Raw genomic sequence first — 25,159 nt, forward strand, 5'->3', positions numbered from 1 at the left:
GAGCGCAGGGCGATCCTCTGCGCCCCGCGTCCGATGAGCCTTCAGCGACCTCCCGTCCCACCCCCGCCGCGGCGCGATCCAACGACCCGCACCGCGCGCCGCACCGGACGGGGCACCGCCCAGGGGACGCACCCCCACCCCGTATCGGAACTTCCTCCCCGGACTTCCTCCCCGAACTTCCCCTCGGAACTTCCTGCCCCAGGGCGCCACACTCCCCACGATCCGAAAGGCCGAAGGGTTGAGCACGCGGACCTCCCGGGGTCAGGAACCGCCCCACGTCCCCAGGACGGGCGAACACATAGTGATCGTCGAAGACGATGAGGCCCTGGGCCGGGAAGCCGCTGAGTGCATCCGCCGCTGGGGCAGCACGGTGCACCGGCTCACCCGCCCGGACCACGACACCCTGCAGCGTGCGCTGCGGCAACCGGCCGACGGCATCGCCGTGGTCTCCAGGGACGACATCGTCGCCCTGCGCTACGCCCTGCTGACCGAGCACCTCAGGCCCGGTATCCGTCTGGTGGTCACCCTCTTCGACCGTACGGTCGCCGACGAGGTCGCCCGCACGATCCCCAACTGCAGTGTTCTCAGCATCACCGACACGATGGTGCCCAGCCTCTTGGCCAGTTGCCTCGACCCGCGGTACGCCATGCTCCGGTCCACCGGGTCCGGCGTCGTCGGCGTGAGGCGCCAGGGCACCCCCCACACCGTCGAGCACCTCTCCCGGCGGGCGCTCGCCTCGCCCTCCGGCCCCCGGCCGCCGGTCGCCCTCACGGCGTGGTTCCGCTCCCTCGGCACCTCCGCCAAGGCACTCGTCGCCGGCTTCACCGGACTGCTGCTGGTCTTCGCCCTGGACGTGGTTCTCGGCGTTGTCGTCCTCCACGAGCAGGGGGACGACGCTCTGTGGAACGCGGCGCGCACCCTCACCACGATCGGATCGTCGGCCGCCGCGGAGCACGGCCCGGCGTGGTACAAGATCCTCTGCGCCCTTTCCATGCTGGCGGTCCTGGCCCTCGCCGCCCTCTTCACCGCCGGCCTGGTCGACCGGCTCACCGGGCGGCGGATGACCGGCATCCTCGGCGCCCGCTCCATCCCCCGCCATGGCCACGTCATCGTCGTCGGCCTGGGGCAAGTAGGACTGCGCCTCGCCGCTCAGCTGCGGGATCTGGGGATCAAGGTCGTCGCCGTGGAACGCGATCCCCAGGCCGCCTGTCTCCCCTTGGCGCGCTCCCTCGCCATCCCGGTCGTTCTCGGCCGCGGTGGCGACCGCTTCCGCCTGAACCGGCTCAGTGTCCAGCGGGCACGGGCGCTGGCAGCGGTGACTTCCGACGGCTTGGAGAACATCGCCGTGGCCGTCACCACCCGGGCGGTCGCTCCGCATCAGCGCATTGTGCTGCGGGCCGGCGGCGACGAGATCACCGCCGATACCCGGTCGCTCTTCCGTATCGGCGCCGTGTGCGACGTCACCCGCATCGTCGGGGCATCCGTGGCCGCCTCCGTGCTGGACACCGGACCGCTCGGCGTCTTCACCACAGAACGACACCTCTGCGCCTTGTTCGCCGACGAGAAGGTCGTCGACCTCGGCACCTGGAACACGGACACGGGAACAGCAATGGACACGGCAACGGCAGTGGATACGGGAACGGCGATGGACACCGACACGGACACGGACCATGGCCTCGCCGAGGAGAGCGGCGATCGGGCCGCCGGCACATCCGTTGGTCCACCCCGATGACCTGGTCATCCTGATCAGCTATGCGCAGGTGGACAACGCGGAGGCCCGTACGCTGCGGCCGAAGGCCGTACACGTCGACGCGGACAACAGGATCGTGGCGCTGGGGGCCGACGCCTCCGAGCCGGTGTCCGGCAGCGGTACGTCACGCAGCCCCAGGGCCACGGCGGTCTGAGGGCCCGACAGCACCGCCGGCCACCGGAGAAGGTCCGTGGCCGGCGGCGCTGATCCTCGGTTCGTCACCGCGCAGCCGCGGGTGCGGCTACGGCCTTCCGGCGGGGCGCGGTGCCCCGGTCATGCCGTCATCACGATCGCCGTCATCACCAGCCCCGCCCCCACCATCCACCGTCCGCTGAACTCCTCGACGGCCTTTCCGGCGACCACCGGGCCGGGGACGAGGAGGCGGGCGGTGAAGGTGGCGTCGGTGGGGTCGAGGGTGATGTGGGCGTCCTCGAAGCCGAGCCAGCGGCCGGTGAGCGGGTACCACGCCTTGTAGACGGACTCCTTGGCGCTGAAGATCAGACGGTCCCAGCTGATGTCGGGCTGGAGTGCGGCCAGTTGGGTGAGCTGGGGGCGTTCCTCGGGGAGGGTGACGAGGTCGATGACACCGGGGTCGTCGATCGGTTTGTTGGGTTCCGCGTCCAGGCCGACGGTGACGATGTCCCGCGCGCGGGCGACCGCCGCGGCGCGGTAGCCGGAGCAGTGGGTCATCGCACCGACGATGCCGTCCGGCCACCGGGGGGCGCGCCCGGGGCCGGGGAGTATGGGTGCGGGGTCGATGCCGAGTTCCGACAGTGCCGTGCGGGCGCAGCGGCGTACGGTGCCGAATTCCCGCTGCCGTTGCGGGACCGCGCCCGCCACCAGCGCCCGTTCCTCGGGGAACATCGCGGACAGCGGGTCGTCCTCGAAGGCCTCGGCGGTCCGCAGCGGCCGCGGCAGAAGCTTTTCGATCATGCGGGGGTCCCGGTGGCGTCGGAGGGGACGGCGGTGGTGGCGGGCAGGATCTGCACCGGGCGGCCCGGCTCGGTGGAGCGGCGGTGCCACTCGCGTGGGTAGCCGAGCGAAACCTCCTGGTGGGGCACGCCGTCGCTGATCAGCAGCCGCGGGATGTGGAGATGGCCGTAGACCACCGTCGTGGCCCGGAACCGGCGGGGCCAGTCGGCGGTCGCCTCGGTGCCGCACCACAGCGCGAACTCCGGGTACCGCAGTGGCCGGGTGGGTTCGCGTACCAGGGGGAAGTGGTTGATGAGCACGGTGGGCAGCTCGTCGGGGACGGCGGCGAGCCGGGCCTCGGTGGCCGCCACCCGCGCCCGGCACCACGCCTCGCGCGTCGGATACGGGTCCGGGTGGAGGAAGTACTCATCGGTGCAGACCACCCCGGCCTCCTCGGCAACGGCGAGCGCCGCCTCCTTGGAGTCCAGCCCCGGCATCCGGAACGAGTAGTCGTAGAGGAGGAAGAGCGGCGCGATGACGACCGGGCCGCCGTCGCCCTCCCAGACCGGGTACGGGTCCTCGGGCGTGAGCACCCCCAACTCCCGGCAGATTTCGACGAGATGGTCGTAACGGGCGACACCGCGCAGCTGTACGGGGTCGTTGGCGGGCGTCCAGAGTTCGTGATTGCCCGGTACCCACACGACCTTGGCGAAGCGGCTGCTGAGGAGGGCGAGCGCCCAGCGGATGTCGGCGGTGTATTCGCCGATGTCACCGGCGATCAGCAGCCAGTCGTCGTCGGACTCCGGGTGCAGCCGCTCGACGATGTCGCGGTTCTCGTCGTAGCGGACGTGCAGATCGCTGACGGCCACCAGCCTGCCGCGTCCGCGCCGCTGCCCGCGGTCTTGGCCCGGCGGCGGGCCGGCGTTGGGTGCCGCGACGGTACCCGGGGGGATGCTACGGATCTCGTAAGCCATGGTCGAAGTAAAGACGGTGGCGGGGCGAGAGTGAAAGGCGTTTGGTGCCGGGCGCGTTGCGGCTACCGGTCGCGCGGGGGCGGGGGAGCGGCCGGGGCGCCGGCGGTGCCGCCGCGCCGGATCCGGGTGGCCAGCCACAGGTCGAAGCGGTCGTCCGGGTCGTCGAGGCGGCGGCCGGTGAGGTCCATGGCCTTGTCGAGGCGGTTGCGTACGGTGTGGCGGTGCACGCCGAGCCGCCGGCTGGTGGCGTCCCAGGCGCCGCCGGTCTCCAGCCAGGCCGCCAGAGTGGCGATCAATTCCTCGCCGTTGTCCGCCAGATCGAGCGGGCCGAGCACCGTATCGGCGTAGCCGTGCAGCGTGCTGCGGTCACCCAGGTCCAGCAGCAGCCTGCTGGCCGCGCTCTGCCGGGCCTCCGCGGGCGCACCGCTCGACCGGCTGACGGCGAGCAGCCCGGTCGCCTGGCGCAGCGAGACCCGTACCGCTTCGGGGGCGGTGGCCGGACCGATCCCGGCCGCGCAGCGCGGGGCGAACCGGGCGAGCACATCGCGGATGTCCAGGTCCTCGCCGACGACCGCCTCGATGATCCCTTCCGTCACCCTGACCAGCCCGCCGGGCATCGCCAGCGCGAGATCGGCGGCCATGTCGTGGGCGACGCTCTCCGGGGAGGGCGCCGCCCGCCCCGGACCGCTCCTGCGGCCCCCGGCCTCCACCACGACGCCCCGCACCCGTTCGGCGGTCAGTCCGGCCGAGGCCAGCATGTCGCGGGCCCGCCCGGCCGACAGCTCCTCCTCGGCCAGCAGCTCCGACAACAGCGCCGACCTGCGGCGGCGCTCCGGTTCATCGCGCAGATGACGGCGCTCCAGCTCCAGCGAGAGCAGCGAGACCAGACCCGGTACGACCGACCGGGCGGCGTCGTCCGGGCGGCCGGTGAGCAGCAGCAGCCCGCGCAGCCGCCGGGCGCCGAGCGGCTGGACCTCCAGCTGCCGCCCCGCCGCCGTGCTGGCGGCGCTGCCGCGCAAGCCCCGCGCCGCGACCCGCTCGATCAGGTCCCGGGCCTCCGCCAGCGGCGGGCTCGTCTCCCGCTCGCCCACCGCGAGCAGCCGCCCCAGCGGATCGAGCACCGCCGCGCCCACCCCGGTGGCGGCCGTCCACTCCTCCAGCATCGGCCGCAGCCCGTCGCCGGCCGCCGCGGCCGTCAGCCGCCGCTGGGTGGCGAACGCCCGGTGCAGCACCTCGCGTTGCTCATCGGCCCGTGCGTCGAAAACCGCCTTGGTCACGGCGATGAACGGCACCTCGTCCGGCACCGTCAGCAGCGGCAGCCCGGCCTCCTCGGCGGCCCGCACCAGCGGCTCGGGCGCCTCCTGGTACGGCAGCCCCTGCCCCAGCCCGAGCGCCAGACACGCGGCGCCGCCCTCGGCGACGTCCCGGACGTACGCCCGGCACGCGGCCGGCTCCATCGGCAGCAGCAGCCCGATGGTCATCAGCAGCTCACCGCCCTGCAGCCATTTGCCCGGGACCAGCAGATCCGAGACGGTCGCCGCCTCGATGGTGCGCGCCAGCAGCTGCGGCGGCACCGTGTAGGTGACCGACAGATTCAGGTCCGGCCGGGCCAGCAGGTCCGAGATATGCAGGGGCATGGACATAGTGTCCACCACATATTTATGGGATGGACGATCGGGCGATCGAGTCCCCGCGGCAATGCCCCTAGGTTCACACCACCGCGGAATCGCTGTAGTCAGCAACTATCGCGGCGCCCGCCGCAGAGACCCGTCGCCACGCCCCTAGGAGAAGCCCATGGACCCCAAGGCCGCCATGGAAAGTACGAGTGAGGGGCGAGGATCCCGAGTGATCGAGGTCCGCTCCATCGACTACGTCCCCGTCCGCGAACGGCACGGCAAGGTGTGGCACCAGGGGCCCTTCTGGTTCACCGGGAACTTCGTGCTGACCACCATGGTCACCGGCTTCCTCGGCCCCGCGCTCGGCCTGAGCCTGCTCGCCTCCGTGGCCGCCGTCGTCCTCGGCGCCTGCTTCGGCACCTTCTTCATGGCCTTCCACGCCAACCAGGGTCCGCGCATGGGCCTGCCGCAGATGATCCAGTCGCGCGCCCAGTTCGGCATCCGCGGCGCCATCGTCCCGTTCGCGGCGGTCGTCTTCGTCTATGTCGGCTTCAACGTCTTCAACGTCGTCCTGGCCGCCCAGGGCCTGCGCACCGTCTTCCCCGGTGGCACCACCCTCTGGTATGTGCTGATCATCGGCGTCGCCATCGTGCTCGCCATCGTCGGCCACGACCTGCTCCATCTGGTGCAGCGCTGGCTGACCTATGTCCTGATCGTCGTCTTCGGCGTGCTGACCGTTGGCGCCCTCATCCAGCTCGACCCGCACTCCGCGGCCGGCGCCGCGCACGCCGCCCACGGCTCCTGGACGTCGTTCCTGGTCGTCTTCTCCGCCGCGGCCGGCTATCAGATCAGCTACGCCGTGTACGTCTCGGACTACTCCCGCTACCTGCCCCGTGACGTCTCCGCCCGCAAGGTCATCTGGTGGACGTACGCGGGCGCGGCGGGCTCGGCCGCCTGGCTGATGTCGCTGGGCGCGCTACTCGCCTCGGCGCTGCCCCACCCGGACGCGATCACCGGCATCCGCCAGGTCGGCAACGCGATCTTCCCCGGCTTCGGCACCTTCGCCGTCGTCGTCTCCTCCGTCGCCCTGATCGGCATCATGGCCGTCAACGCGTACGGGGCGATGCTCACGACCACCAGCGCGGTGGACGCCTTCCGCAGCGTCAAGCCGACCGTCCGCATCCGGATCGCCGGCATCGTCGTCATCGGACTGATCATCTTCGCCGTGGCGATGCTGCTCCCGGAGAACTACCTGGAGAGCTTCAACACCTTCGTGCTGATGATGCTCTACTTCCTGATCCCGTGGACCGCGGTCAACCTCGTCGACTTCTACTGGGTCCGGCGCGGCCACTACGCCGTCACCGCGATCTTCGACCCGGCCGGCATCTACGGCCGCTGGGCCTGGCGCGGCATCGTCGCCTACGCGGCGGGCTTCGTCGCCATGATCCCGTTCTTCTCCACCTCCTTCTACACCGGCCCGGTCACCGAGGCGCTGGGCGGCGCGGACCTCGCCTTCGTCCCCGGCCTGCTGGTCGGCGGCGGCCTGTACTACCTGCTCAACCGCAACCTGGACGGGGCGGCCGAGGAGGCCGCGGTCGCCGCCAGCGAGCGGGAGCTGGAAGGCGCGGACGCGGACGGGACGGCGGCCGCGGCGGGCAGCGTCGGGTAAGGCCCGTCCGGGTCGGCGGCCGTGCCGCGCAGCGGATGAGCGATCCGATCCGTCCCGTTATGGTCGGTGGGTGAGAGGCGGTGACCGCTTCCTCACCCACCGACACGAACGGACGTGAGCGCACTATGCGGGTGGCGTTCCTGGTGGCCCCCTTGGGCACCGAGCAGGTCGAGCTGACCAGCCCGTGGCAGGTGGTGACCGAAGCGGGCGGCACTCCGCAGCTGGTCTCCACCTCGGCGGGGAAGGTGCAGGCGTTCCATCACCTGGACCGGGCCGACAGCTTTCCCGTCGACCTGACCGTCGGCGATACGTCCGCGGCCCGGTTCGACGGCCTGGTGCTGCCCGGCGGCGTGGCCAACCCGGACGCGCTCCGCCTGGACGCCAAGGCGGTCGCCTTCGTCGAGTCGTTCTTCGCCGCGGGCAAGCCGGTGGCCGCCATCTGCCACGCGCCGTGGACCCTGATCGAGGCCGATGTCGTACGCGGCCGCACGCTGACCTCCTGGCCGAGCCTGCGGACCGACATCCGCAACGCCGGCGGCACCTGGGTCGACGAACGGGTCAGCATCTGCACCGCGGGCCCGAACACCCTGATCACCAGCCGCAAACCGGGGGACCTGCCGGCGTTCAATGCGGCCGTCGTCGAGGAATTCTCCCCTTAGCGGGGCTACTTGGGGCGCTTGACATGCGTCGACCCCGGGACGGAGAGTCCCGGGGTCCCGGCCGGTCCCGTCGGTGCCCAGCCGCACCGAGGGGCCGGATGGCGCCGGTTCGGGCGCCGTGGCGCCGTAACGCGAAGACCGCGGTCAGACGCCGGTGGTCGTCACCGTGGCCAGACCGGCGACCTGGGAGACGGGCAGGGTGGGGGCGAGGGACTGGGCGGTCCCGACGACATCGCCGATGCTCAGGGAGGCGCCGTGGCCGGCCACCTCGCCGCCGACGCTGGCGATTCCACCGGAAATGCCGTCCAGCTCGCTGTCGGAAATCTCGCAGGCGTCGTTCTCAAAGGTGAAGCCGTTACGCATGGCGTGCTTTTCCCTTCAATGCTCTGGGTTCCTGAACTCATACCGGACGGAATGCCGGTAAAGCCCATCGGGCGGTCGGGCGGTCGCGGTACGCCCGGAGCCGGGCGTTAATAGCGACCACTCGTGCTCGCAGGATGCAATCACGCCGGTGGAGCGCCCGGCAACTTACCCTCCGGTTTTTTACCTGGCCGCAATTTACGGTCACGATTGTCCGGCCCGGCGCTTTTATTCGCCTCTGGGTGAGGAATTCCCTCGCATGGCAGCCACGGGGCAACCCTTCGGGAAAAGGGGTGCGCAGGCCCTGTATGGGGCCCGTATGGGGATATCTGGGCGCGGGGTGGGGGCGTGTCTCTGCGCCTTATGTATTTTCTGTGTGCGCGGTGTGCCGGTTGTGTCGGGCATATGGCGGGTGTCGATTTACCCGTGGGTTTCAAGCGGAATTCGCCGGTGGTCGGGGATGCGCCGGGGACGTGCCGAGGACGTGCCGAACCGTGAATCCGTGAAACCGGGAAAAATGTATCCCCCGTCCGGAATTTCCCCGCCGTCCCCGGCGTTATGGCCCCAAAGGGGGCCCGCCCATCCCCTAGGGGATTTCCCCCACCACAACCACCGACTCCGCCCCCACCCGCAGCGCCCCCGCCCCATCGGGCCCGCCCCCCGCCCCCCACGTGCCCAGGACGCGCAGCGCCGGGGCGGGGGTGGCGTCCGTACGTACCGGGACGGACACTGCGGCGTCCCCCGACAGATTGACCGCCACCCGGACGGGCCCGCGGCGCAGCAGCAGCCACCGGGCCGCCTCGTCGTAGGTGACGTGTGTACGGGAGGGGCCCGGATCGGTCAGGGCGGGCAGCTCGCGGCGCAGGCCGAGCAGGGTGCGGTGCCAGGCCAGGAGATCGGCATGCGGGGCGCGGTCCGGTTCGGTCCAGTCCAGGACGCAGCGGGCGCGGGTGGCCGGATCCTGCGGGTCGGGCCAGTCGGCGCTCGCGGCTCCCCAGTCATGGGCGGCGAATTCGCGTCGGCGTCCGGCCCGTACCGCCTCCGCCAGCCCCGGGTCCGTATGGTCGGTGAAGTACTGCCAGGGCGTCCGTGCGCCCCACTCCTCGCCCATGAAGAGCATCGGGGTGAAGGGGGAGCACAGGACCAGCGCGGCGGCGCAGCCGAGCAGGCCGGGGGAGAGGGTGGCCGCGAGGCGGTCGCCGAGGGCGCGGTTGCCGATCTGGTCGTGGGTCTGGGCGTAGGACAGCAGCCGGTGCGGGGGTGTCACGCGCGGGTCGAGCGGGGCGCCGTGGCTCCGGCCGCGGAAGCTGGAGTACGTACCGTCGTGGAAGAAGCCGCCGGTCAGTGTCTTGGCGAGGGCGGCCAGCGGGGCGCGTGCGAAGTCGGCGTAATAGCCGTGGGATTCGCCGGTGAGGGCGGTGTGCAGGGCGTGGTGGAAGTCGTCGTTCCACTGGGCGTGCAGGCCGTGGCCGCCGCTCGCGCGGGGTGCGGTGGTGTGCGGATCGTTGCGGTCCGACTCGGCGATCAGGAACAGCGGGCGCCGCAGATGCCCGGCCAGCGCGTCCGCGGCCGCGGACAGTTCGGCCAGGAAGTGCCGGGCGCGGGAGTCGTGCAGCGCATGGACGGCGTCCAGCCGCAGCCCGTCGATCCGGTAGTCGCGCAGCCAGGACAGTGCGCTCGCGATGAGGTAGCGGCGCACCTCGTCGGAACCGGGGGCGTCGAGGTTGACCGCCGTCCCCCAGGGCGTGTGATGGGTGTCGGTGAAGTACGGCCCGAAGGAGGGGAGATGGTTGCCGGAGGGGCCGAGATGGTTGTGGACGACGTCGAGGACGACCCCGAGCCCGTGCCCGTGCGCGGCGTCCACGAAGCGCTTGAGCCCGTCCGGCCCGCCGTACGGCTCGTGCACCGCCCACGGGGCGATCCCGTCGTACCCCCAGCCGTGCGTGCCGGGGAACGGGCACACCGGCATCAGGGAAATATGGGTGATGCCCAGGTCGACGAGGTGCGGCAGCCGCTCGGCGGCGGCGTCGAAGGTGCCCTCGGCGGTGTACGTGCCGATGTGCAGCTCGTAGAGGACGGCGCCGGGCAGCGGGCGGCCGGGCCAAGGGTGCCGCCAGGCGAACCGGTCGTGGTCGACGACCGCGCCGGGGCCGCCGGGGCCCTCCGGCAGCCGGGCGGCGCGCGGATCGGGCAGCGGCGGGCCGTCGTCGAGACGGTAGGCGTAGCGGTCGCCGTCGCGGGCCGGCGCCGTCACCCGCCACCAGCCGGCCCGCTCCGCATCGCGCTCCAGGGGGAGCGGCGCTTCCCCGGCCCGCTCGCCCGCCCACTGGAGCGTGACCCGTCCGGCGCTCGGCGCCCATACCTCGAACAGCACGGCGCTGCCTCCTTTGTTCGCTCCCCGCGGGGGACGTGGTGCGCTTCCGGCCTCCAGACGAAGAAAGCACGCCGTCCGCCCGCCCGACACCCCGACGTGGCGGCAGGCGCGACTTCGCGCCGCTAATTGCGCCATTTCGCCGTGGGGCGCGATCCGTTGCGATCCGGCGACCGCGCCGCCCCGTTCACCGGCCCCGCGGCCCGGCCCGTTGTCCCCGCGTCCCCCGCCCTCCGTCTCCCATATCGCCCCCGACCGCCCATGAGGCACACATCGCCTGGACACCGGCTCACGGTGGCCGGAGAATCGCGGCATGACATCGCTCGAGTTCCCCGCACGGCCGGCGCGCCCGTCGGACGCCGACCGGGAACGCGCCCTCGACCTGCTGCGCGAGGGCGCGGCGCAGGGACGGCTGTCCCAGGACACCTTCCTGCGCCGTCTGGAACTCGTCCTCACCGCCCAGCAGCACGACGACCTCGCCCTGGCCACCGCCGACTTGGAGAGCCGCGGCAAGTTCCAGGGAGTGCTGCTGCGGATGGTCGGCCGGGTGTCGGCGTTCCACATCCGGGTGCGCCGGGCCTGGCGCATGGAGCGGCTGCCGAAGCTTCTGCTGCCGGAGCCGGGCCCGTTCCCGCTGCTCATAGGGCGGGCCCCCGGGGTGGGCCTGCGGCTCAACCACGAGACGGTCTCCCGGGCGCACGCCGAACTGCGCAGCACGGGCAGCGGCTGGGTGCTGCGCGACCTCGGCTCCACCAACGGCACCTGCGTCAACGGGCGCCGAGTGGTGGGCGAGGTACCGGTCGGGCCGGGCGACCACATCACGTTCGGCCGGGTCGACTACGTACTGACACCGCGCTGACCGGTCGGCACATCAGGGGGGGAGAGGCCCGGCCGGGGCGCTCCCCGGGCCGGGCGAAGTGCGCGTAAGGCGGGTGGGCGGCGAAGAGGACGTCCAGTTCCGGGTGCCGCCGGTGCGCATCCGGCACCAGCAGATCGGTGAGGGTGGAGACCAGGACGCTGTGGCCCTTGGTGACGCCCTTCTGCCGCGGCCCCCAGCCCGCCGCATACGCCACCGCCTCGGCGCCCGCCGCGAAGACGTCCCGGCTGCCCGTCAGGAACAGCGTTCTGGCGCAGGTGACCGGTCGCAGCCGGTCCCGCCGGCCGGTGTGGTGCGCCCGCGCCCGCCAGGCCGCGGTGTCGGCCGCGGTCCGCCGCTCGTCCGTCCGCACGGTCAACTGCCGCCCATGATCCAGGCGTTGCCGTATCCCCGGCCAGCGGGAGACCCGGAGCCCCAGCGAGTGATGGACGAGGACCAGGTCCACCCGGGGCCGGTCCCAGGTGACGAACCGCTCCTCCGCGAGCGGTACCCCCGCCCGCAACGGGATGTGCACCACGGTGGTCCTGGAGTACGCCGCGAACGAGAACAGCCCCGCGATCCGGGACAGGCCGTCGTGGTCGCCGTACAGAAAGCCGTAACTCCCCTGCGGATCGGCCACCGCGGTGTGCCGCAGCGGGGGCCGGGGCCGGACGACGCGGAACTCGCGTCGCCCCTCGCGCACCGGGAAGCTCTCCAGCCTCAGCTTCATGCCCGCCCGCCTTCCGCGCCCGTCCCGTGCGCCGCCGCCCCGGCCGCCCGCACCGGACGATCGCCCGACGGATACGAGCTCCACACCCCTTCGCCGCGCGTCAGGCCGGGCAGCAGCCCCTCGGCCCGCAGCACCTGCCGCGCCGGGAGCGCGCCGCGCACCAGCCAGGTGTGCCGTCCGCCGGCCGTCTCGCCGAGCTCCGCGCCCAGCGCCGAGAGCCGGGCCGTGACCGCGGCCAGCGCATCGAGCGGCAGCTCCGCCTCGAACGCGTGGTACGGCTCGTAGGTCCGCGTCCCGGCCCGGCGCAGCGCCCGCAGCAGCACGTCCGGTGTCACCGCACGGAAGTCCCCGGCCGTGCTCACCGGGCCGACGAACCCGGAACGGGTCAGCACCACCCGGCAGTCCGTCACCGCCGCCCCCCGCGGCCCCCGCCGCAGCGTCGCCAGCACGGTTTCCTCGATGGCCTGGTGGAAGCCGTGCGGCAGCGCGCCCAGTTCCGTCTCGTAGGCGAAGACCGGGCCGGAGCCGCGGGCGCCCGGCTCGACCCGCAGCCCCACCGTCGCCCAGTGGCCGCTGTGGCCCCGCTTGGCGATCTCGTGCAACGCCTCGCCGACCCCGCGCGGCCGCTCCAGACACACCACCCGGCTCGGCGCGAACGCCGCCTCGATGCCCCGTTCGTCGCGGAGCGTGGCCGCGATGATCTCCTTCTGCACCTCGCCGTGCAGCAGTACCGAGGTCGCGCCGTCGGCCGCGGGGCGCGCCCGCAGCAGCGGGTCCTGATCGGCCAGCGCCAGCAGCGCGGCGCGCAGCGCGGCGGCGTCCGCCGGATCCTGGGCGCGGACGACCGTCTCCAGGGTGGGGGAGGGGAACAGCGCGTCGTCGGCCTCCGGCACCGGACCGAGGCGATCGCCGGTACGGACGCCGGGAAGCCCGCGGAGCACGGCGATATGGCCCGGCGTGAGCGGCCCGTCGTCGCCGGGCGCCCGGCCCACCACCTCCAGGGAGGTGATCCGGCCGGTGTACGCGTCCCAGCCGCCGTGCTCCGCGCGCCGGTGCAGACGGATCTGCTGACGTGCTCTCAGCTCGCCTCCGTAGAGCCTGAGATGGGCCGTCCGCTCGCCGCCGGACGGCTGATGTACGGCGAAGACCGTGCCCCGCGGCGTACCGTCCGCCGCCGCCACGGCCGGCGGAATCAGCCCGGCCATCCCCTCGACGAGCGCGCCGACGCCCTGCCCGCCGAGCGCCGAACCGAAGTACACCGGGTGCAGCGCACCGTCGGCCGTACGGGCGGCCAGCGCCGCGCGCACCTGGGCGGCGGTCGGCGGCGGCCCGTCCACCACGCGGGCCAGGAGCGACTCGTCCGCCTCGGCCACCGCCTCGGCGATCCGGCCGCGGGCGTCCGCGTCCGCCAGGTCGTACGGCGTGACGGATGCCCGCGCCGTGCCGAGCCCGGCAACGGACGTCATCGGTACGGCGAGCGGAGTCAGCAGGCGGCGGATGTCCGCCAGCAGCGCCTCGCCGCGGGCACCGGCCCGGTCGATCTTGTTGATGAACAGGAGGGTGGGCAGCCGCAGCCGCCGCAGGGTCTTCATCAGGACCCGGGTCCTGGCCTGGACGCCCTCCACCGCGGACAGCAGCAGAACGGCGCCGTCGAGCACGCCCAGGGCGCGTTCGACCTCGGCGGTGAAGTCGGAGTGGCCGGGGGTGTCGATGAGGTTGACCTGAACCTCGCCGACGGAGAAGGAGGCGACGGCGGAGCGGATCGTGATACCGCGCTGCCGCTCCAGCTCGCCGGTGTCCGTACGGGTGTCACCGGCGTCGACGCTGCCGAGCCGGCCGATGGCGCCGGTGTCGAACAGCAGCCGTTCGGTGAGGCTGGTCTTACCCGCGTCGACGTGGGCGAGAATCCCGATGTTCAGGATGCGCGAAGGGGAGGGGGAAGGTGCCATGGAAGGGGGAGTCCTCGAGAACTGTCGTCCGGATGGGGCGGTGAGTAGTTCCGAGGAATCGGCGCATTCCGGGCTCCTTGCTGAGCGAAAGCTGAGAGAAAACGGGCGTACGGCGCCATGTTGCCAGCCGTACGCCCGGACGCAACCGAATTGATCGGCCGGGCCCGCACCCCTGGGCCCCTGCCGCTCAGTGCTGGTGCAGCCCCCGCCCCGCCAGCGTCAGGAAGGCCTCGCCGACCGCCTCCGACAGCGTCGGGTGGGCGTGGATGTGCCGGGCCACATCCGACGGTTCGGCGTCCCAGCCCACGATCAGCTGGCTCTCCGCGATCATCTCCGAGACGTGCGGACCGACCAGATGGACGCCGAGCACCACCCCCGTGGCCTCACCGCCCGCCCCGTCCGCGGCCGCGATGACCTTCACCATGCCGCCCTGCCCGTGCACCATGCCCTTCGCGGTCGCCGTCAGCGGCATGGTGTTCACCTTGACCGCCAGTCCCCGCGCGCGGGCCTGCTCCTCCGTCAGGCCGACCGACGCGGTCTGCGGCGAGGAGTACGTCACCCGGGGCACGGCCGCGTAGTCCACCGGCGGCGACGGGATGCCCGCCAGCGTCTCGGCGACCAGCAGCCCCTCCGCGAACGAGGCGTGCGCGAGCCCCAGTGACGGCGGCGGCAGCAGATCGCCGACCACATGGATGCCCGGAACCGCGGTCTCCAGCCGCGACCAGTCGGCGGGCACCACATGACCCCGCTCGTCCGTCGACAGCCCGGCCGCCGCCAGACCCAGCCCGTCCGTCACGGGGGCCCGCCCCACGGCGACCAGCAACCGCTCCGCCTCCAGGACGACTTCCTCCCCCTTGGAGGTGCGGACGGTGGCCCGCACCCCGTCCTCCCGCAGCTGCGCGCCGGCCAGCATGGAGCCCGTACGGACCGCGATCCCGCGCTTCTTCAGCCCGCGGACGAGATGCCGGCTCACGTCCGCGTCCTCCAGCGGCAGCAGCCGGTCCGCGGCCTCCACCAGGGTGACGTCGGCGCCCATCGAGCGGTGCAGCGACGCGTACTCGACGCCGATCGCGCCGCCTCCCAGGACCAGTACGGACGCCGGCAGCCCCGGGGCGAACAGCGCGTCGTCGCTGGTGACGACCCGTCGGCCGTCAGGGGTGAGACCCGGCAGCAGCCGCGGCCGGGAGCCGGTCGCCAGGACGATGCCGCGCCGTGCCGTGAACTCCCCGGCGCCCTCGATCAGGACCGTACGCGGCCCGGTCAGCCGCGCCGTGCCGCGCAGCACCCGCACCCCGGCGCGCGCCAAGTGACCCTCCACCCCCTGGTGGTTACGGCCGACGATGTCGTCCCGTGTCGCCACCAGGGCGGACCAGTCCAGCGAGTCCACGGTGGCCTTCACGCCCCACCGCTCCCGTGCCTCCGCGATGCCGTCCACCAGCTCCGCCGCATGCAGCATCGCCTTACTGGGGATGCAGCCGCGGTGCAGACAGGTGCCGCCGATCAGATCGCGTTCGGCCAGCACCACCCGCAGGCCCAGGGACGCGGCGCGCAGGGCGGTGCTGTAGCCGCCGGTGCCGCCGCCGATGACGATGACGTCGGTCGTGCCCCCGGCCGTTTCCGCCCTGCGTCCGCTCTTGCCGTCACTCATGTGCTCGCTCATGGGGCAAGGCTCCGCCCACCTGCGGTGATGAGTCCAAGGCAATGTTTCTATGGGAGCGATGAGCCGTGTGCATACGGCATGGGGTGCGCCTCGGGGAGGGGACGGGCATGAGCCTGCGGCAGATGGAATACCTGGTGGCGGTCGTGGAGGAGGAGTCCTTCACCCGGGCCGCCGAGGTGCTGCACGTCACCCAGTCAGCGCTCTCGCACCAGATCAAGGCGCTCGAACGGGAGGCGGGCGGCGCCCTGTTGGAGCGGCTGACCCGCGGCGTGCGGCTGACCGCGATGGGGCGGGCCTACTTCCCGCACGCCGAACTCGCCGTCCGCAGCGCCCGGCAGGCCCGCCGCGCGGCGCTGGCGGCGGCCGGCGCGGAGAGCGGCGAACTGCATCTGGCCACGGTGCACGCACAGGCCATCGGCATACTGCCGCCGGTGTGCGCCCGCTGGGGCCGCGAGCACCCCGGGGTGCGCCTGGTCCTCCACGAATACGCCACCACCGAGGAGCTCTACGACCGGATGGCGCGCGGCGTCGCCGATGTGGCGGTCGGGCCGCGCCCCAGGGACTGGCCGGGACCGGTCACCGTCGTCGGGCAGGAGGAGATCGTGCTGGTCGTGCCGCGCGGCGATCCGCTCGCCGCGCGGGAGTCGGTACGCCTGGTCGATCTGGCGGACCGGCCGTGGGTGCGCTGCAGCCTGGAGCCGGTGGTCGAGGGGCGGCGGTGGCTGGACCTGGAATGCGAGCGGGCCGGCTTCACCCCCCGTACCGCCGTCCGTACGCAGCACACCTCGACCGCCGTCCGGATGGCCGCGGCCGGCGTCGGGGTGCTCCTGACGGCGGCGCATGAGCTCACCGGCCTCGACTGCGCGCAGGTCCCCACCGACCCGCCCTGGCGCCGGGAGATCACGGTCTTCTCGCGCGTCGAACCGACCGGCGCCGCGGAGCGGTTCACCGAACTGCTCCGCACCGCCCTGGCGCCCTGAGGGGGACGTCACTCCGCCGCGAACAGCGCCACCGGCGACCCCTCCAGCAGCTCGCTCAGCCCCACGGCCGCGCCCCCGGCCACCACCCGGCCGCTCAGCAGCTCGCGCCAGGGACCGCCGGGCGGCAGCCGCAGCGCGGTGTCCCACCAGCCGCCGGTCTCCACCAGGCGCATCGACAGCCGGGTCACGGCCGTCACCACCCGCCCGCCGCGGCCGAAGGCCACACAGTGCTCGGCGGCCGGTCCCTCCGCGCGCAGCGGCTCGTACCCGGCGGTGGCGTCGAACCATTCGGGGTGCGCGCGCCGCAGCCGCAGCGCGGCGGCCGTCAACCGGAGCTTCTCGGCCGACAGACCGCCCGGCGCGGCCCCGCCGTCCAGCTCGGCGAGCAGGTCGGGCCGGAAGGCGGCGGGCCGCCGGTTGTCCGGGTCGACCAGCGCCGAGTACTCCCGCTCGGTGCCCTGGTAGAGGTCGGGCACGCCCGGCATGGTGAGGTGCAGCAGCGTCGCCCCGAGCACATTCGCGCGGATGAACGGGGCCAGCTCGTCGCCCAGCGCGGCAAGCGGGCCGGCCGGCGGACCGCACGGCCCGCCGCGGACGAACTCCGCCACCGCCTCCTCGTACGCGGGGTTCTGCTCCGTCCAGGAGGTGCGCAGCCCGGCCTCCCGTACGGCCTTGAGGACCGCGGGCGCCACCCGGTCGGCGGTCACCGCGTCGCCGGCGGACGGCCCGCCCAGCCCGAACACCGTCTGCCAGGCCGGCCAGGACACCATCGGATCCACCGGGCCGCTCGCCGTGACGGGCCCGCCCCCGCCGCCGGCCACCTGGCCAAGCACATCGCGCCACCGGTCCGGGCACTCCGACAGCACCGCGATCCGCGCCCGGACATCGGCGCTGCGCTTGGTGTCGTGGGTGGAGAGCACCGTCCCGGTGGCGGGCCAGTCGCGCTGCGTCCGGAGACAGAAGTCGTGGAACGTCTGCGGGCCGAGCGCGGGCGTTCCGGGGTCGCCGCCGACCTCGCAGGCCGACAGCAGCACGGGATAGCGGTAGAAGGCGGTGTCCTCGACGGACTTGGCCTGCAGTGCGGAGGCGGTCTGGGCGAAGCGGGCGGCGAAGTCGGCGTAGTCGGAGGGGTCCGTGCGGTCCGTGCGGTCGGTGCGGTCGGTGACGTCGGCCGGGCCGGCGGCTGCGGGGCCGTCCCGGTGGGCCCGGTCCGCGTACCGTCCCAGCGCCAGATCGTGGACGAAATCCACCGCCCGCGCCTCCTCGGGCACCGGGAACGCCCCCCGCGCCCCCGCCGCGGCCTCGCCCAGCATCGCCGCGTCCTGCCCGGCGCGGCCGGGGTCCGCGGCGTACGGACGGTAGACCGGCAGCCGCACCAGCAGCTCGGTGACCGCCTGCCGCAGCGCCCACGGCGCATGGTCGCCCGGCTGCGGCGCCCGCTCGCTGATCCGTACCGCCGTCCGCACCAGCCGTTCCACCTCCGCGGCCAGATCGTGCGTGACCACCTCGTACGCGGCCCGGCGCACCGTCTCCTCCCAGTCGCCGCCCTCGTCGGCCAGCGGCGTGACGAAGTCCCGGTAGTGGGAGAAGAGGCGGCCGGCGCCCTGCGGGCAGACGAACAGCGCGTCGATGTGCCGCAGCGCGTCATAGCCCGTGGTGCCCGCGCACGCCCAGCCGTCCGGCAGCCGCTCGTCGCCGGTGAGGATCTTCTCGACGACCGTCCAGCGGCCCTCGGTGGCGGTATGCAGCCGGGCCAGATAGCCACCGGGGTCCACCAGGCCGTCGGGATGGTCGATGCGCAGTCCGTCGATGACGCCCTCGCGGATCAGCCGCAGCAGCGTGCCATGCGTCGCGTCGAAGACCTCGGGGTCCTCGACGCGCACCCCGATCAGCTCCGAAATGGTGAAGAACCGCCGGTAGTTCAGCTCGCTGCGGGCCAGCCGCCACCAGGCGAGGCGGTACCACTGGGCCTCCAGGAGGCGCTCCAGCGGCAGGTCCTGCGTACCGGGGCGCAGCGGGAAGGCGTGCTCGTGATAGCGCAGTACCTCGCCGTCGACCCGCAACTGCGGCAGCTCGTCGCCCAGCCGCCCGGCCAGCACCGGCAGCAGCACCCGGCCGCCGTGCGCGCCGTCCCAGTCGATGTCGAACCACCGGGCATACGGGGACGCCGGGCCGTCCCGCAGCACCTCCCACAGCGGCCTGTTCAACGAGGCCGGGGCCGGCAGCGCCATATGGTTCGGCACGATGTCGACGACCAGCCCCAGGCCGTGCGACCGGGCCGTTGCCGCCAGCGCCCGCAGCCCCTCCTCGCCGCCCAGCTCGGCCCGGACCGCCGTGTGGTCGACCACGTCGTACCCGTGGGTGGATCGCGGCACCGCCTCCAGGACGGGGGAGAGGTGCAGATGGGAGACGCCGAGCGCGGCCAGGTGGGGCACCGCCCGCTCGGCGGCCGCGAACGGGAAGTCCGGCTGGAGCTGCAGCCGGTAGGTGGCGGTCGGCGACGGTCTCGAAGGCTGCGTCATGGGAACACCCGTACCCCATTGACGGCGTGTTGTGTCAGCTATCCGAGGTATCCGCCCATGCTCACCACATTGGTATTTCCTCCGAATCGGCGGGCCGCCGCGAGGTATTCCTTCGTGCGTCCGGGGTATACGGTGCGAGGCCCCGCCCCGGGTAGCGTCACCCGATGACCGCTGTAACAACCACCTACCGCCAGGTGATCGCCCTGGGCGGGCCGCTGCTGCCCGTCGCCTCCTTCCTCGGCAGACTTCCCACCGCCATGTGCCAGCTCGGCAGCCTGCTGCTGGTGGCGAGGACCAGCGGCTCGCTCACCACCGCGGGCCTGGTGGGCGGTGCGCTCGCCGCGGGGCAGACCGTCGCCGGACCGCTGATCGGCCGCCTCGCCGACCGGCACGGGCAGCGCCTCGTCGTCCTGGCCGCCTGCTGGCTCAATGCGCTCGCCGTGACGGCCCTGGTGGTGGCCGCCCTCGCGCGGATCGCGACGCCGCCGCTGGCCGCGATCGGGCTGCTGGCCGGCGCCACCGTGCCGCAGATCGGACCGCTGGCCCGTACCCGCCTGGTGGCCCTCGCCCATCGCGCGGGGGCCGACGAGCGGATGGTCAACGCCGCGCTGTCCTTCGAAGGGACCCTGGACGAGGTCTCGTTCGTGCTCGGCCCGGCGCTGGTCGGGCTGGCCGCCACCGTCGCCCATCCGGCCGTCGCCCTCGCGCTGGCCGCCGTGCTGCTCGCCGTCTGCGGTTCGGCCTTCGCGCTGCACCGCACGGCCACCGTGCTGCGGCCCGCCAAGACCCCCGCGGCCGCCCGCCCGGCCCGCTCCCGGCTGCCCCGCGGCGTGTACGGCATGCGGGTCTCCATGGCGCTGCAGGGCGCGATGTTCGGCGCCTGCCAGTCCGGCATCACCGCGCTCACCGAACGGCTCCACCAGCCCGCGCAGGCCGGTCTCGTCTATGCCGCGATGGGCGTGATGAGCGCGGTGGCGGGCCTGTCGCTGGCGCTGCTGCCGGCCCGGTTCGGGCTGCTGAGCCGATGGCGGGCGGCCGGCGCCGCGCTGATCGTGCTGTCCGTGCCGCTGCTGTTCGTCCAGACGCTGTGGGCGCTGTATCTGGTCGTCGTCGTCCTCGGCGTGGCCTTCGCCCCGCACCTGATCACCGTCTTCGGCCTCACCGAACGCGCGGTGCCCGCCGCCCGGCTGGCCGAGTCGATGGCCTTCCTCACCAGCGCCGTGGTCGGCGGACAGGCCCTGGCGCTGGCCGTGTCCGGACGGCTTGCCGATGCGCACGGCTCGTTCGCGGCCTTCGCCGTGGTCGTCGGGGCCGCGGTGCTGATCTTCACCGTGGCGATGACGGCCCGGGTGACCACCGGCGCCCGCCGGGTCATGTCGGCCGCTGCAGCACCAGCAGACTCCGCCCCGTCAGCATCAGCCGATCACCGGCCTTGACCTTGGCGCCCCGGCCGTCCGCCACCGCCCGCGGCCGGTCGGTGTCCACCACCACCTGCCACTGCCGCCCGTGGTGCACCGGAACGGTGAACTCCTTCTCCTGTTCGTGCGCATTGAACATCAGCAGGAAGGAGTCGTCCGAGACCGGCTCGCCCCGCGGGCCCGGTTCGGAGATGGAGCTGCCGTTCAGGAAGACCGTCAGTGCCTTGGCGTGGACGGACTGCCAGTCGCGGGTCCCCATCTCCTCGCCCTCGGCCGTGAACCACGCGATGTCGGACAGCTCGTCGTGCGTCCCCTCGACCGGCTGCCCCTGGAAGAACCGCCGCCGCCGGAAGACGGGATGATCGCGCCGCAGCCACACCATCTGCCGGACGAAGGCCAGCAGCTCCCGCTCCTCGTCCGGCTCCGGCGCCTCGACCGCTTCTTCGTCCCGCTCACCGGCGTCCCCCGCCTTGCCGCCGCTCTCCGGCCACCGCACCCACGACAGCTCGTTGTCCTGGCAGTACGCGTTGTTGTTGCCGCCCTGGCTGCGCCCGAACTCATCGCCGTGACTGAGCATCGGCACACCCTGCGACAGCATCAGCGTCGCGAGGAAATTACGCATCTGCCGGGCCCGCAGCCGACGCACCGAGGGATCGTCGGTCGGTCCCTCCACCCCGCAGTTCCAGGACCGGTTGAAAGTCTCGCCGTCCTGGTTGTCCTCGCCGTTGTCGTCGTTGTGCTTGTCGTTGTAGGCGACCAGGTCGTGCAGGGTGAAGCCGTCGTGGCAGGTCACGAAGTTCACCGAGGCCAGCGGCCGCCGCCCGTCGCCCTGATAGAGATCCGAGGAGCCCGTCAGCCGGGACGCGAACTCCGCCAGCGTGCGCGGCTCCCCCCGCCACAGATCGCGGACCGTGTCGCGGTACTTGCCGTTCCACTCGGTCCACAGCGGCGGGAAGTTGCCCACCTGGTAGCCGCCCTCGCCCAGGTCCCACGGCTCGGCGATCAGCTTCACCCGGCTGACCACCGGGTCCTGATGCACCAGATCGAAGAACGACGACAGCCGGTCCACCTCGTGGAACTGCCGGGCCAGCGTCGCCGCCAGATCGAACCGGAACCCGTCGACGTGCATCTCCTGCACCCAGTAGCGCAGCGAGTCCATCACCAGCTGCAGCACCTGCGGCGAGCGCATCAGCAGGGAGTTCCCGGTGCCGGTGGTGTCCATGTAGTAGCGCTTGTCGTCCGTCAGGCGGTAGTACGAGGCGTTGTCCAGCCCCCGGAACGACAGGGTGGGGCCCAGATGGTTGCCCTCCGCCGTGTGGTTGTAGACCACATCCAGGATCACCTCGATCCCGGCCCGGTGCAGCGCCCGCACCGCCGTCTTGAACTCCAGCACCTGCTGCCCGCGGTCGCCCCAGGACGCATACGCATTGTGCGGCGCGAAGAACCCGATGGTGTTGTAGCCCCAGTAGTTCGCCAGCCCCGCGTCCACCAGCCGGTGGTCCTGTACGAACTGATGCACCGGCATCAGCTCCAGGGCCGTGACCCCCAGCTTCGTCAGATGGTCGATGATCGCCGGATGGGCCAGCGCCGCATAGGTGCCGCGCAGCTCGTCCGGCAGCTCCGGGTGCAGCATCGTCAGGCCCTTCACATGGGCCTCGTAGAGCACCGTCTCGTGATACGCGGTGCGCGGCGGACGGTCGTCGCCCCAGTCGAAGTACGGATTGACCACCACCGACGCCATGCTGTGCGGCGCGGAATCCATGTCATTGCGCGCCTCGGGCCGGCCGAAGTGGTAGCCGTAGACCGCCTCGCCCCAGTCGATCCGCCCGCTCATCGCGCGCGCATACGGGTCCATCAAGAGCTTCGCGGAATTGCAGCGGTGCCCGCGCCCCGGCTCGTACGGGCCGTGCACCCGAAAGCCGTAACGCTGCCCCGGCATCACCCCCGGAAGATAGGCGTGCCGCACGAAGGCATCGCTTTCGCGCAGCTCGACGGCGGTCTCCGAGCCGTCGTCGTGCAGCAGACACAGCTCGATGCGTCTCGCGGCTTCGGAGAACACCGCGAAGTTGGTGCCCGCCCCGTCGTAGGTGGCACCCAGCGGATACATCTGTCCCGGCCAGACCTGCATGCCTAGACTGTCGCACCTTCTTGGCGGGGGGCGTGGCAACTCCACGACGACTCCACGACAAAGAGGCATACCGCGGGGATGTTGGATCGTCGTACCGTACGGATGAGGGGGCCGGGGGGTCCGACGAGAGCCGGCGCCTCACGGGAGAGCCCGGCCGCTCGACGACGTCGCCGCCTCGCCGGACCACGGGTGAACCGATCGCCCGCCGGTCGCACCCGGGTCAACGGGCGACCGCCGAAACACCCCATCGCGTGGGCCCGCACCCGCCGCACCCGGCTCCCTGCGACGTCACGGCTATGAATCCGCTCACTCCGCTTCTCCATGCAGGGGGCAACGGGCCCTGAGTTCCAGGGGAGTTGGCAGCCGACTCGATCCTTCCTGCTGCACCGCCTCCCGCGCCGCAGTAGTCTGCCTTGATCGTTGGCACGGGGGTTCGGGAGGCGGTGGCAGGTGAGCGGCGGGCTGGAGTTGCCCCCTGGTGACGAGAGTCACGAGGGCCATGAGGGCGGCTCCGTCGACGCACCGCCCGGTGCGGTGTCCCTGGCACGACCGCTGGAGATCGGGGCGGAGCTGGACTGGGGCGCCGAGGCCTGGAGCGAGGTGCGCACCCGCGCCCGCCGGGCCGGACGCGCCTACATCTGGCTGAATCTGGTCGAGCAGCGGCTGCGGGCCGTCGTGGCGGCCGTACTGCGCCCCATCTACGAGCCGGTGCACGGCGACGAATGGGTGATCGCCGCGGCCGGGCCCGCCGGGCAGGAATGGGTACAGCGCGCGGTCGCGGTCCGCGAGGTCAGCCGCCGCAAGGGCTATCTCCTGGATCCCGCCGACGACAACATCGTCAGCTTTCTGACCCTGCCCCAGCTGCGCGAACTGATGGTGCAGCACTGGCCCTGCTTCGAGCCGTACTTCGACGACCGCCGCGAGGTCGAGCTGGCCCTCGACGAGCTGGAGGTCGCCCGCAACATCGTCTCCCGCAACCGCGCGCTGTCCCAGACCGTGCTCGCCCAGGCGGAGCGGGCCTCGGCCCGGCTGCTCGACATACTGGGATCCGGCGTCGGCACCCGGATCTCCGGCCGGCTGCCCATCGACGCCGTGGAGGACCTCGTCGGCGACCGCTACGCCGACGTCATCGGCGTCCACCCGGACCGGGTGCGGCTGCAGCGCCAGCTCCCCGCCGAGGACCTCTTCGGCGAGGCCCGCCGCCTCGACGCCGTCGGCATAGGCCTGAACCTCCTCGTCCAGAACTACTCCGGCCGCCGCCTGGTCCGCCTCGCCGAGTCCGGCTGCCGTATCCGCCTGCTCTTCCTGAACCCCGCGAGCAGCGCGGTGCGCCGCCGGGAGCGCGAAATCGGCCTGAAGAAGGGCGAGATGAGCCGCTCCATCGAAATGAACATCCTCCATATGCGGCGGGTACGCGCCCGGCTGCGCGACCCGGGCGCCTTCGAGATCCAGGTCTTCGACGAGACGCCGCGCTTCACGGCGTATCTGGTCGACGGCGACGGCCCGGACGGCCTCGCGGTGGTGCAGAGCTACCTCCGCAAGAGCCGCGGGATGGAGTCGCCGGTACTGGTGCTGCGCGGGGGCGGCCGCGACATCGTCCGGGCGGACGGCCGGGACGGGCGCGACGGCGAGCACGGTCTCTTCGAGACCTACCGCGAGGAGTTCGAGAGCGTGTGGGCGGATTCGCGGCCGGTGTCGTGAGGCGTGTGTGGTGGGCCCGCGTGGTGAGGCCCGTGTGGTGGGGCGGGTGTGGGGTCAGGACGTGTGGTCCGGGACGTGCGGTGAGGCGCCGTCCTACGGGCTTCCCGTGATCCCGCCGTCCACCCGCAGCTCGATCCCGTTGACGTAATCGGCGAGCGGGCTGGCCAGATAGGCGACCGCGGCCGCGATGTCCTCGGGCCGCCCCGGGCGCCCCGGCTGCTCGTCCGCCGACCCGTCGATGCGTTCCTCGTCCGTGACGATGATCCCCGGGCTCACGCAGTTCGCGGTGACCCCGGTGCCGGCCAGGTGGTGCGCCAGGCTCGTGGTCATGTTCACCACCGCCGCCCTGGCCGCGGAGTAGGTGACCGTGTCGTGCGGCGGTGTCCGCGGGGCCCGGCTGCCGATGGTGATCACCCGCCCCCAGCCGTGCTGGCGCAGCGAGGGCAGCAGGGTCTGGGTGACCCGTACCGTCGGCAGGACGTTCCCCTCGAAGGCGGCCCGCCAGTCGGCCGGTCCGGAGGTCTCCCAGTCGTGCTCGGCGAACGGACCGGCATTGTTCACCAGGATGCGGGCCCCGAAGTCGCGTGCGGTGACCGCGACCTGCTCGGCGACGCCCGGCTCGGTCAGATCGCCGAGCACCACTTCGGCACGCACCCCGCACGCCGCGACCTGCTCGGCGACCGCCGCGGCGGCGGCCGCGTCCCGCCCGTGGACGAGGACGTCGCAGCCCTCGCCCGCCAGCGTCCCGGCGATCGCCGCCCCGATCCCCGCACTGCTACCCGTCACCAGCGCGCCCTGTCCTGCCAGCCGTAGGTCCATGCGGTCAGCGTAGGGGCGGCGGGCGGGCGAGGGGGCCTGCCGCGTCGGGGGCCGGGGGGATTGTCAGTGGTGCGTGGGAGAGTGA

At 72.8% G+C, this 25,159-nt stretch carries 18 protein-coding genes and 1 pseudogene; 8 read left to right on the top strand and 11 right to left on the bottom strand.

Annotated elements, in window-relative coordinates; genetic code table 11:
- Nucleotides 1-301 precede the first annotated feature (301 nt).
- Both AC5677_RS29960 and AC5677_RS29965 read left to right on the top strand, forming a co-directional pair.
- A complete protein-coding gene (locus AC5677_RS29960) occupies nucleotides 302-1,732 on the top strand; it encodes an NAD(P)-binding protein (protein WP_497191003.1) in 1,431 nt (476 codons plus the stop codon).
- Nucleotides 1,698-1,904, top strand: a pseudogene (locus AC5677_RS29965) (aspartate 1-decarboxylase); the annotation flags it as partial. The gene AC5677_RS29960 and the pseudogene AC5677_RS29965, both read left to right, overlap by 35 nt.
- Before the next feature lie 119 nt (nucleotides 1,905-2,023).
- Here the strand turns inward: AC5677_RS29965 and AC5677_RS29970 are convergent.
- The 3 genes from AC5677_RS29970 to AC5677_RS29980 all read right to left on the bottom strand — a co-directional run bounded on the left by AC5677_RS29970 (nucleotide 2,024) and on the right by AC5677_RS29980 (nucleotide 5,273).
- Complete coding sequence (locus AC5677_RS29970) at nucleotides 2,024-2,683, bottom strand: 4'-phosphopantetheinyl transferase family protein (RefSeq protein ID WP_497191004.1); 660 nt, start codon at nucleotides 2,681-2,683, stop codon at nucleotides 2,024-2,026.
- Nucleotides 2,680-3,636: a metallophosphoesterase family protein gene (locus tag AC5677_RS29975; protein WP_497191005.1), complete on the bottom strand. Its 957-nt coding sequence runs from the start codon at nucleotides 3,634-3,636 to the stop codon at nucleotides 2,680-2,682. Before AC5677_RS29975 ends, AC5677_RS29970 begins: the two co-directional genes overlap by 4 nt.
- A gap of 62 nt (nucleotides 3,637-3,698) precedes the next feature.
- Nucleotides 3,699-5,273, bottom strand: a complete 1,575-nt coding sequence (locus AC5677_RS29980) for a PucR family transcriptional regulator (RefSeq protein WP_497191006.1) — start codon at nucleotides 5,271-5,273, stop codon at nucleotides 3,699-3,701.
- A 157-nt stretch (nucleotides 5,274-5,430) separates the two neighbouring features.
- On the opposite strand from AC5677_RS29980, the gene AC5677_RS29985 reads away from it, so the two are divergent.
- On the top strand, nucleotides 5,431-6,921 hold the full coding sequence (locus AC5677_RS29985) for a purine-cytosine permease family protein (protein ID WP_497191007.1): 1,491 nt from the start codon (nucleotides 5,431-5,433) through the stop codon (nucleotides 6,919-6,921).
- Nucleotides 6,922-7,046: 125 nt separating this feature from the next.
- Nucleotides 7,047-7,580, top strand: a complete 534-nt coding sequence (locus tag AC5677_RS29990; RefSeq protein WP_497196805.1) for a type 1 glutamine amidotransferase domain-containing protein — start codon at nucleotides 7,047-7,049, stop codon at nucleotides 7,578-7,580.
- Between the two features lie 144 nt (nucleotides 7,581-7,724).
- Here AC5677_RS29990 and AC5677_RS29995 read toward each other — a convergent pair whose 3' ends face one another.
- Together AC5677_RS29995 and treZ are read right to left on the bottom strand one after the other, a co-directional pair.
- A complete protein-coding gene (locus AC5677_RS29995) occupies nucleotides 7,725-7,943 on the bottom strand; it encodes a hypothetical protein (RefSeq protein WP_497191008.1) in 219 nt (72 codons plus the stop codon).
- 583 nt (nucleotides 7,944-8,526) lie between these two features.
- Nucleotides 8,527-10,314, bottom strand: coding sequence for a malto-oligosyltrehalose trehalohydrolase (gene treZ, locus AC5677_RS30000; RefSeq protein ID WP_497191009.1), 1,788 nt, complete (start codon nucleotides 10,312-10,314; stop codon nucleotides 8,527-8,529).
- A 310-nt stretch (nucleotides 10,315-10,624) separates the two neighbouring features.
- Between treZ and AC5677_RS30005 the strand changes: the two genes are divergently transcribed.
- Nucleotides 10,625-11,170 carry an FHA domain-containing protein gene (locus tag AC5677_RS30005; protein WP_497191010.1) on the top strand — a complete coding sequence of 182 codons (546 nt, stop codon included), beginning with the start codon at nucleotides 10,625-10,627 and terminating at the stop codon, nucleotides 11,168-11,170.
- Here AC5677_RS30005 and AC5677_RS30010 read toward each other — a convergent pair.
- The 3 genes from AC5677_RS30010 to lpdA all read right to left on the bottom strand — a co-directional run bounded on the left by AC5677_RS30010 (nucleotide 11,130) and on the right by lpdA (nucleotide 15,494).
- Nucleotides 11,130-11,897: a hypothetical protein gene (locus AC5677_RS30010; RefSeq protein WP_497191011.1), complete on the bottom strand. Its 768-nt coding sequence runs from the start codon at nucleotides 11,895-11,897 to the stop codon at nucleotides 11,130-11,132. The two genes, AC5677_RS30005 and AC5677_RS30010, sit on opposite strands and share 41 nt — an antisense overlap.
- Nucleotides 11,894-13,846 carry a tetracycline resistance ribosomal protection protein Otr(A) gene (gene otr(A) / locus AC5677_RS30015; protein WP_497191012.1) on the bottom strand — a complete coding sequence of 651 codons (1,953 nt, stop codon included), beginning with the start codon at nucleotides 13,844-13,846 and terminating at the stop codon, nucleotides 11,894-11,896. The genes AC5677_RS30010 and otr(A) overlap by 4 nt, the downstream gene beginning before the upstream one ends.
- 187 nt (nucleotides 13,847-14,033) lie before the next feature.
- Nucleotides 14,034-15,494: a dihydrolipoyl dehydrogenase gene (gene lpdA, locus AC5677_RS30020; RefSeq protein WP_497196806.1), complete on the bottom strand. Its 1,461-nt coding sequence runs from the start codon at nucleotides 15,492-15,494 to the stop codon at nucleotides 14,034-14,036.
- A 119-nt stretch (nucleotides 15,495-15,613) separates the two neighbouring features.
- Here lpdA and AC5677_RS30025 point away from each other — a divergent pair, with 119 nt between their 5' ends.
- Nucleotides 15,614-16,486, top strand: a complete 873-nt coding sequence (locus tag AC5677_RS30025) for a LysR family transcriptional regulator (protein WP_497191013.1) — start codon at nucleotides 15,614-15,616, stop codon at nucleotides 16,484-16,486.
- Between the two features lie 8 nt (nucleotides 16,487-16,494).
- Here the strand turns inward: AC5677_RS30025 and treY are convergent, their stop codons facing one another.
- On the bottom strand, nucleotides 16,495-19,008 hold the full coding sequence (treY, locus tag AC5677_RS30030) for a malto-oligosyltrehalose synthase (RefSeq protein ID WP_497191014.1): 2,514 nt from the start codon (nucleotides 19,006-19,008) through the stop codon (nucleotides 16,495-16,497).
- A 164-nt stretch (nucleotides 19,009-19,172) separates the two neighbouring features.
- Between treY and AC5677_RS30035 the strand changes: the two genes are divergently transcribed.
- Nucleotides 19,173-20,444 (top strand): MFS transporter, encoded by a 1,272-nt coding sequence (locus AC5677_RS30035; protein ID WP_497191015.1) that lies wholly within the window; start codon nucleotides 19,173-19,175, stop codon nucleotides 20,442-20,444.
- On the opposite strand, the gene glgX is transcribed toward AC5677_RS30035, so the two are convergent.
- A complete protein-coding gene (gene glgX / locus AC5677_RS30040) occupies nucleotides 20,380-22,554 on the bottom strand; it encodes a glycogen debranching protein GlgX (protein ID WP_497191016.1) in 2,175 nt (724 codons plus the stop codon). The genes AC5677_RS30035 and glgX overlap by 65 nt on opposite strands.
- Nucleotides 22,555-23,004: 450 nt before the next feature.
- On the opposite strand from glgX, the gene AC5677_RS30045 reads away from it, so the two are divergent.
- Nucleotides 23,005-24,255 carry a DUF5919 domain-containing protein gene (locus AC5677_RS30045; RefSeq protein WP_497191017.1) on the top strand — a complete coding sequence of 417 codons (1,251 nt, stop codon included), beginning with the start codon at nucleotides 23,005-23,007 and terminating at the stop codon, nucleotides 24,253-24,255.
- A 93-nt stretch (nucleotides 24,256-24,348) separates the two neighbouring features.
- Here AC5677_RS30045 and AC5677_RS30050 read toward each other — a convergent pair whose 3' ends face one another.
- Nucleotides 24,349-25,074: an SDR family NAD(P)-dependent oxidoreductase gene (locus AC5677_RS30050; RefSeq protein ID WP_497191018.1), complete on the bottom strand. Its 726-nt coding sequence runs from the start codon at nucleotides 25,072-25,074 to the stop codon at nucleotides 24,349-24,351.
- Between the last annotated feature and the right edge of the window lie 85 nt (nucleotides 25,075-25,159).

This window comes from Streptomyces sp. JLSY215, assembly GCF_059682825.1.

Excerpts from the sequence above, each read along its gene's own strand:
- AC5677_RS30025 (WP_497191013.1), top strand. The coding sequence starts at position 15,614 with ATGAGCCTGCGGCAGATGGAATACCTGGTGGCGGTCGTGGAGGAGGAG.
- AC5677_RS30050 (WP_497191018.1), bottom strand. The coding sequence starts at position 25,074 with ATGGACCTACGGCTGGCAGGACAGGGCGCGCTGGTGACGGGTAGCAGT.
- AC5677_RS29980 (WP_497191006.1), bottom strand. The coding sequence starts at position 5,273 with ATGCCCCTGCATATCTCGGACCTGCTGGCCCGGCCGGACCTGAATCTG.
- AC5677_RS29990 (WP_497196805.1), top strand. The coding sequence starts at position 7,047 with ATGCGGGTGGCGTTCCTGGTGGCCCCCTTGGGCACCGAGCAGGTCGAG.
- AC5677_RS29970 (WP_497191004.1), bottom strand. The coding sequence starts at position 2,683 with ATGATCGAAAAGCTTCTGCCGCGGCCGCTGCGGACCGCCGAGGCCTTC.
- lpdA (WP_497196806.1), bottom strand. The coding sequence starts at position 15,494 with ATGAGTGACGGCAAGAGCGGACGCAGGGCGGAAACGGCCGGGGGCACG.
- AC5677_RS29985 (WP_497191007.1), top strand. The coding sequence starts at position 5,431 with ATGGACCCCAAGGCCGCCATGGAAAGTACGAGTGAGGGGCGAGGATCC.
- glgX (WP_497191016.1), bottom strand. The coding sequence starts at position 22,554 with ATGCAGGTCTGGCCGGGACAGATGTATCCGCTGGGTGCCACCTACGAC.
- AC5677_RS30005 (WP_497191010.1), top strand. The coding sequence starts at position 10,625 with ATGACATCGCTCGAGTTCCCCGCACGGCCGGCGCGCCCGTCGGACGCC.
- AC5677_RS29995 (WP_497191008.1), bottom strand. The coding sequence starts at position 7,943 with ATGCGTAACGGCTTCACCTTTGAGAACGACGCCTGCGAGATTTCCGAC.
- AC5677_RS29975 (WP_497191005.1), bottom strand. The coding sequence starts at position 3,636 with ATGGCTTACGAGATCCGTAGCATCCCCCCGGGTACCGTCGCGGCACCC.
- AC5677_RS30035 (WP_497191015.1), top strand. The coding sequence starts at position 19,173 with ATGACCGCTGTAACAACCACCTACCGCCAGGTGATCGCCCTGGGCGGG.
- AC5677_RS30010 (WP_497191011.1), bottom strand. The coding sequence starts at position 11,897 with ATGAAGCTGAGGCTGGAGAGCTTCCCGGTGCGCGAGGGGCGACGCGAG.
- treY (WP_497191014.1), bottom strand. The coding sequence starts at position 19,008 with ATGACGCAGCCTTCGAGACCGTCGCCGACCGCCACCTACCGGCTGCAG.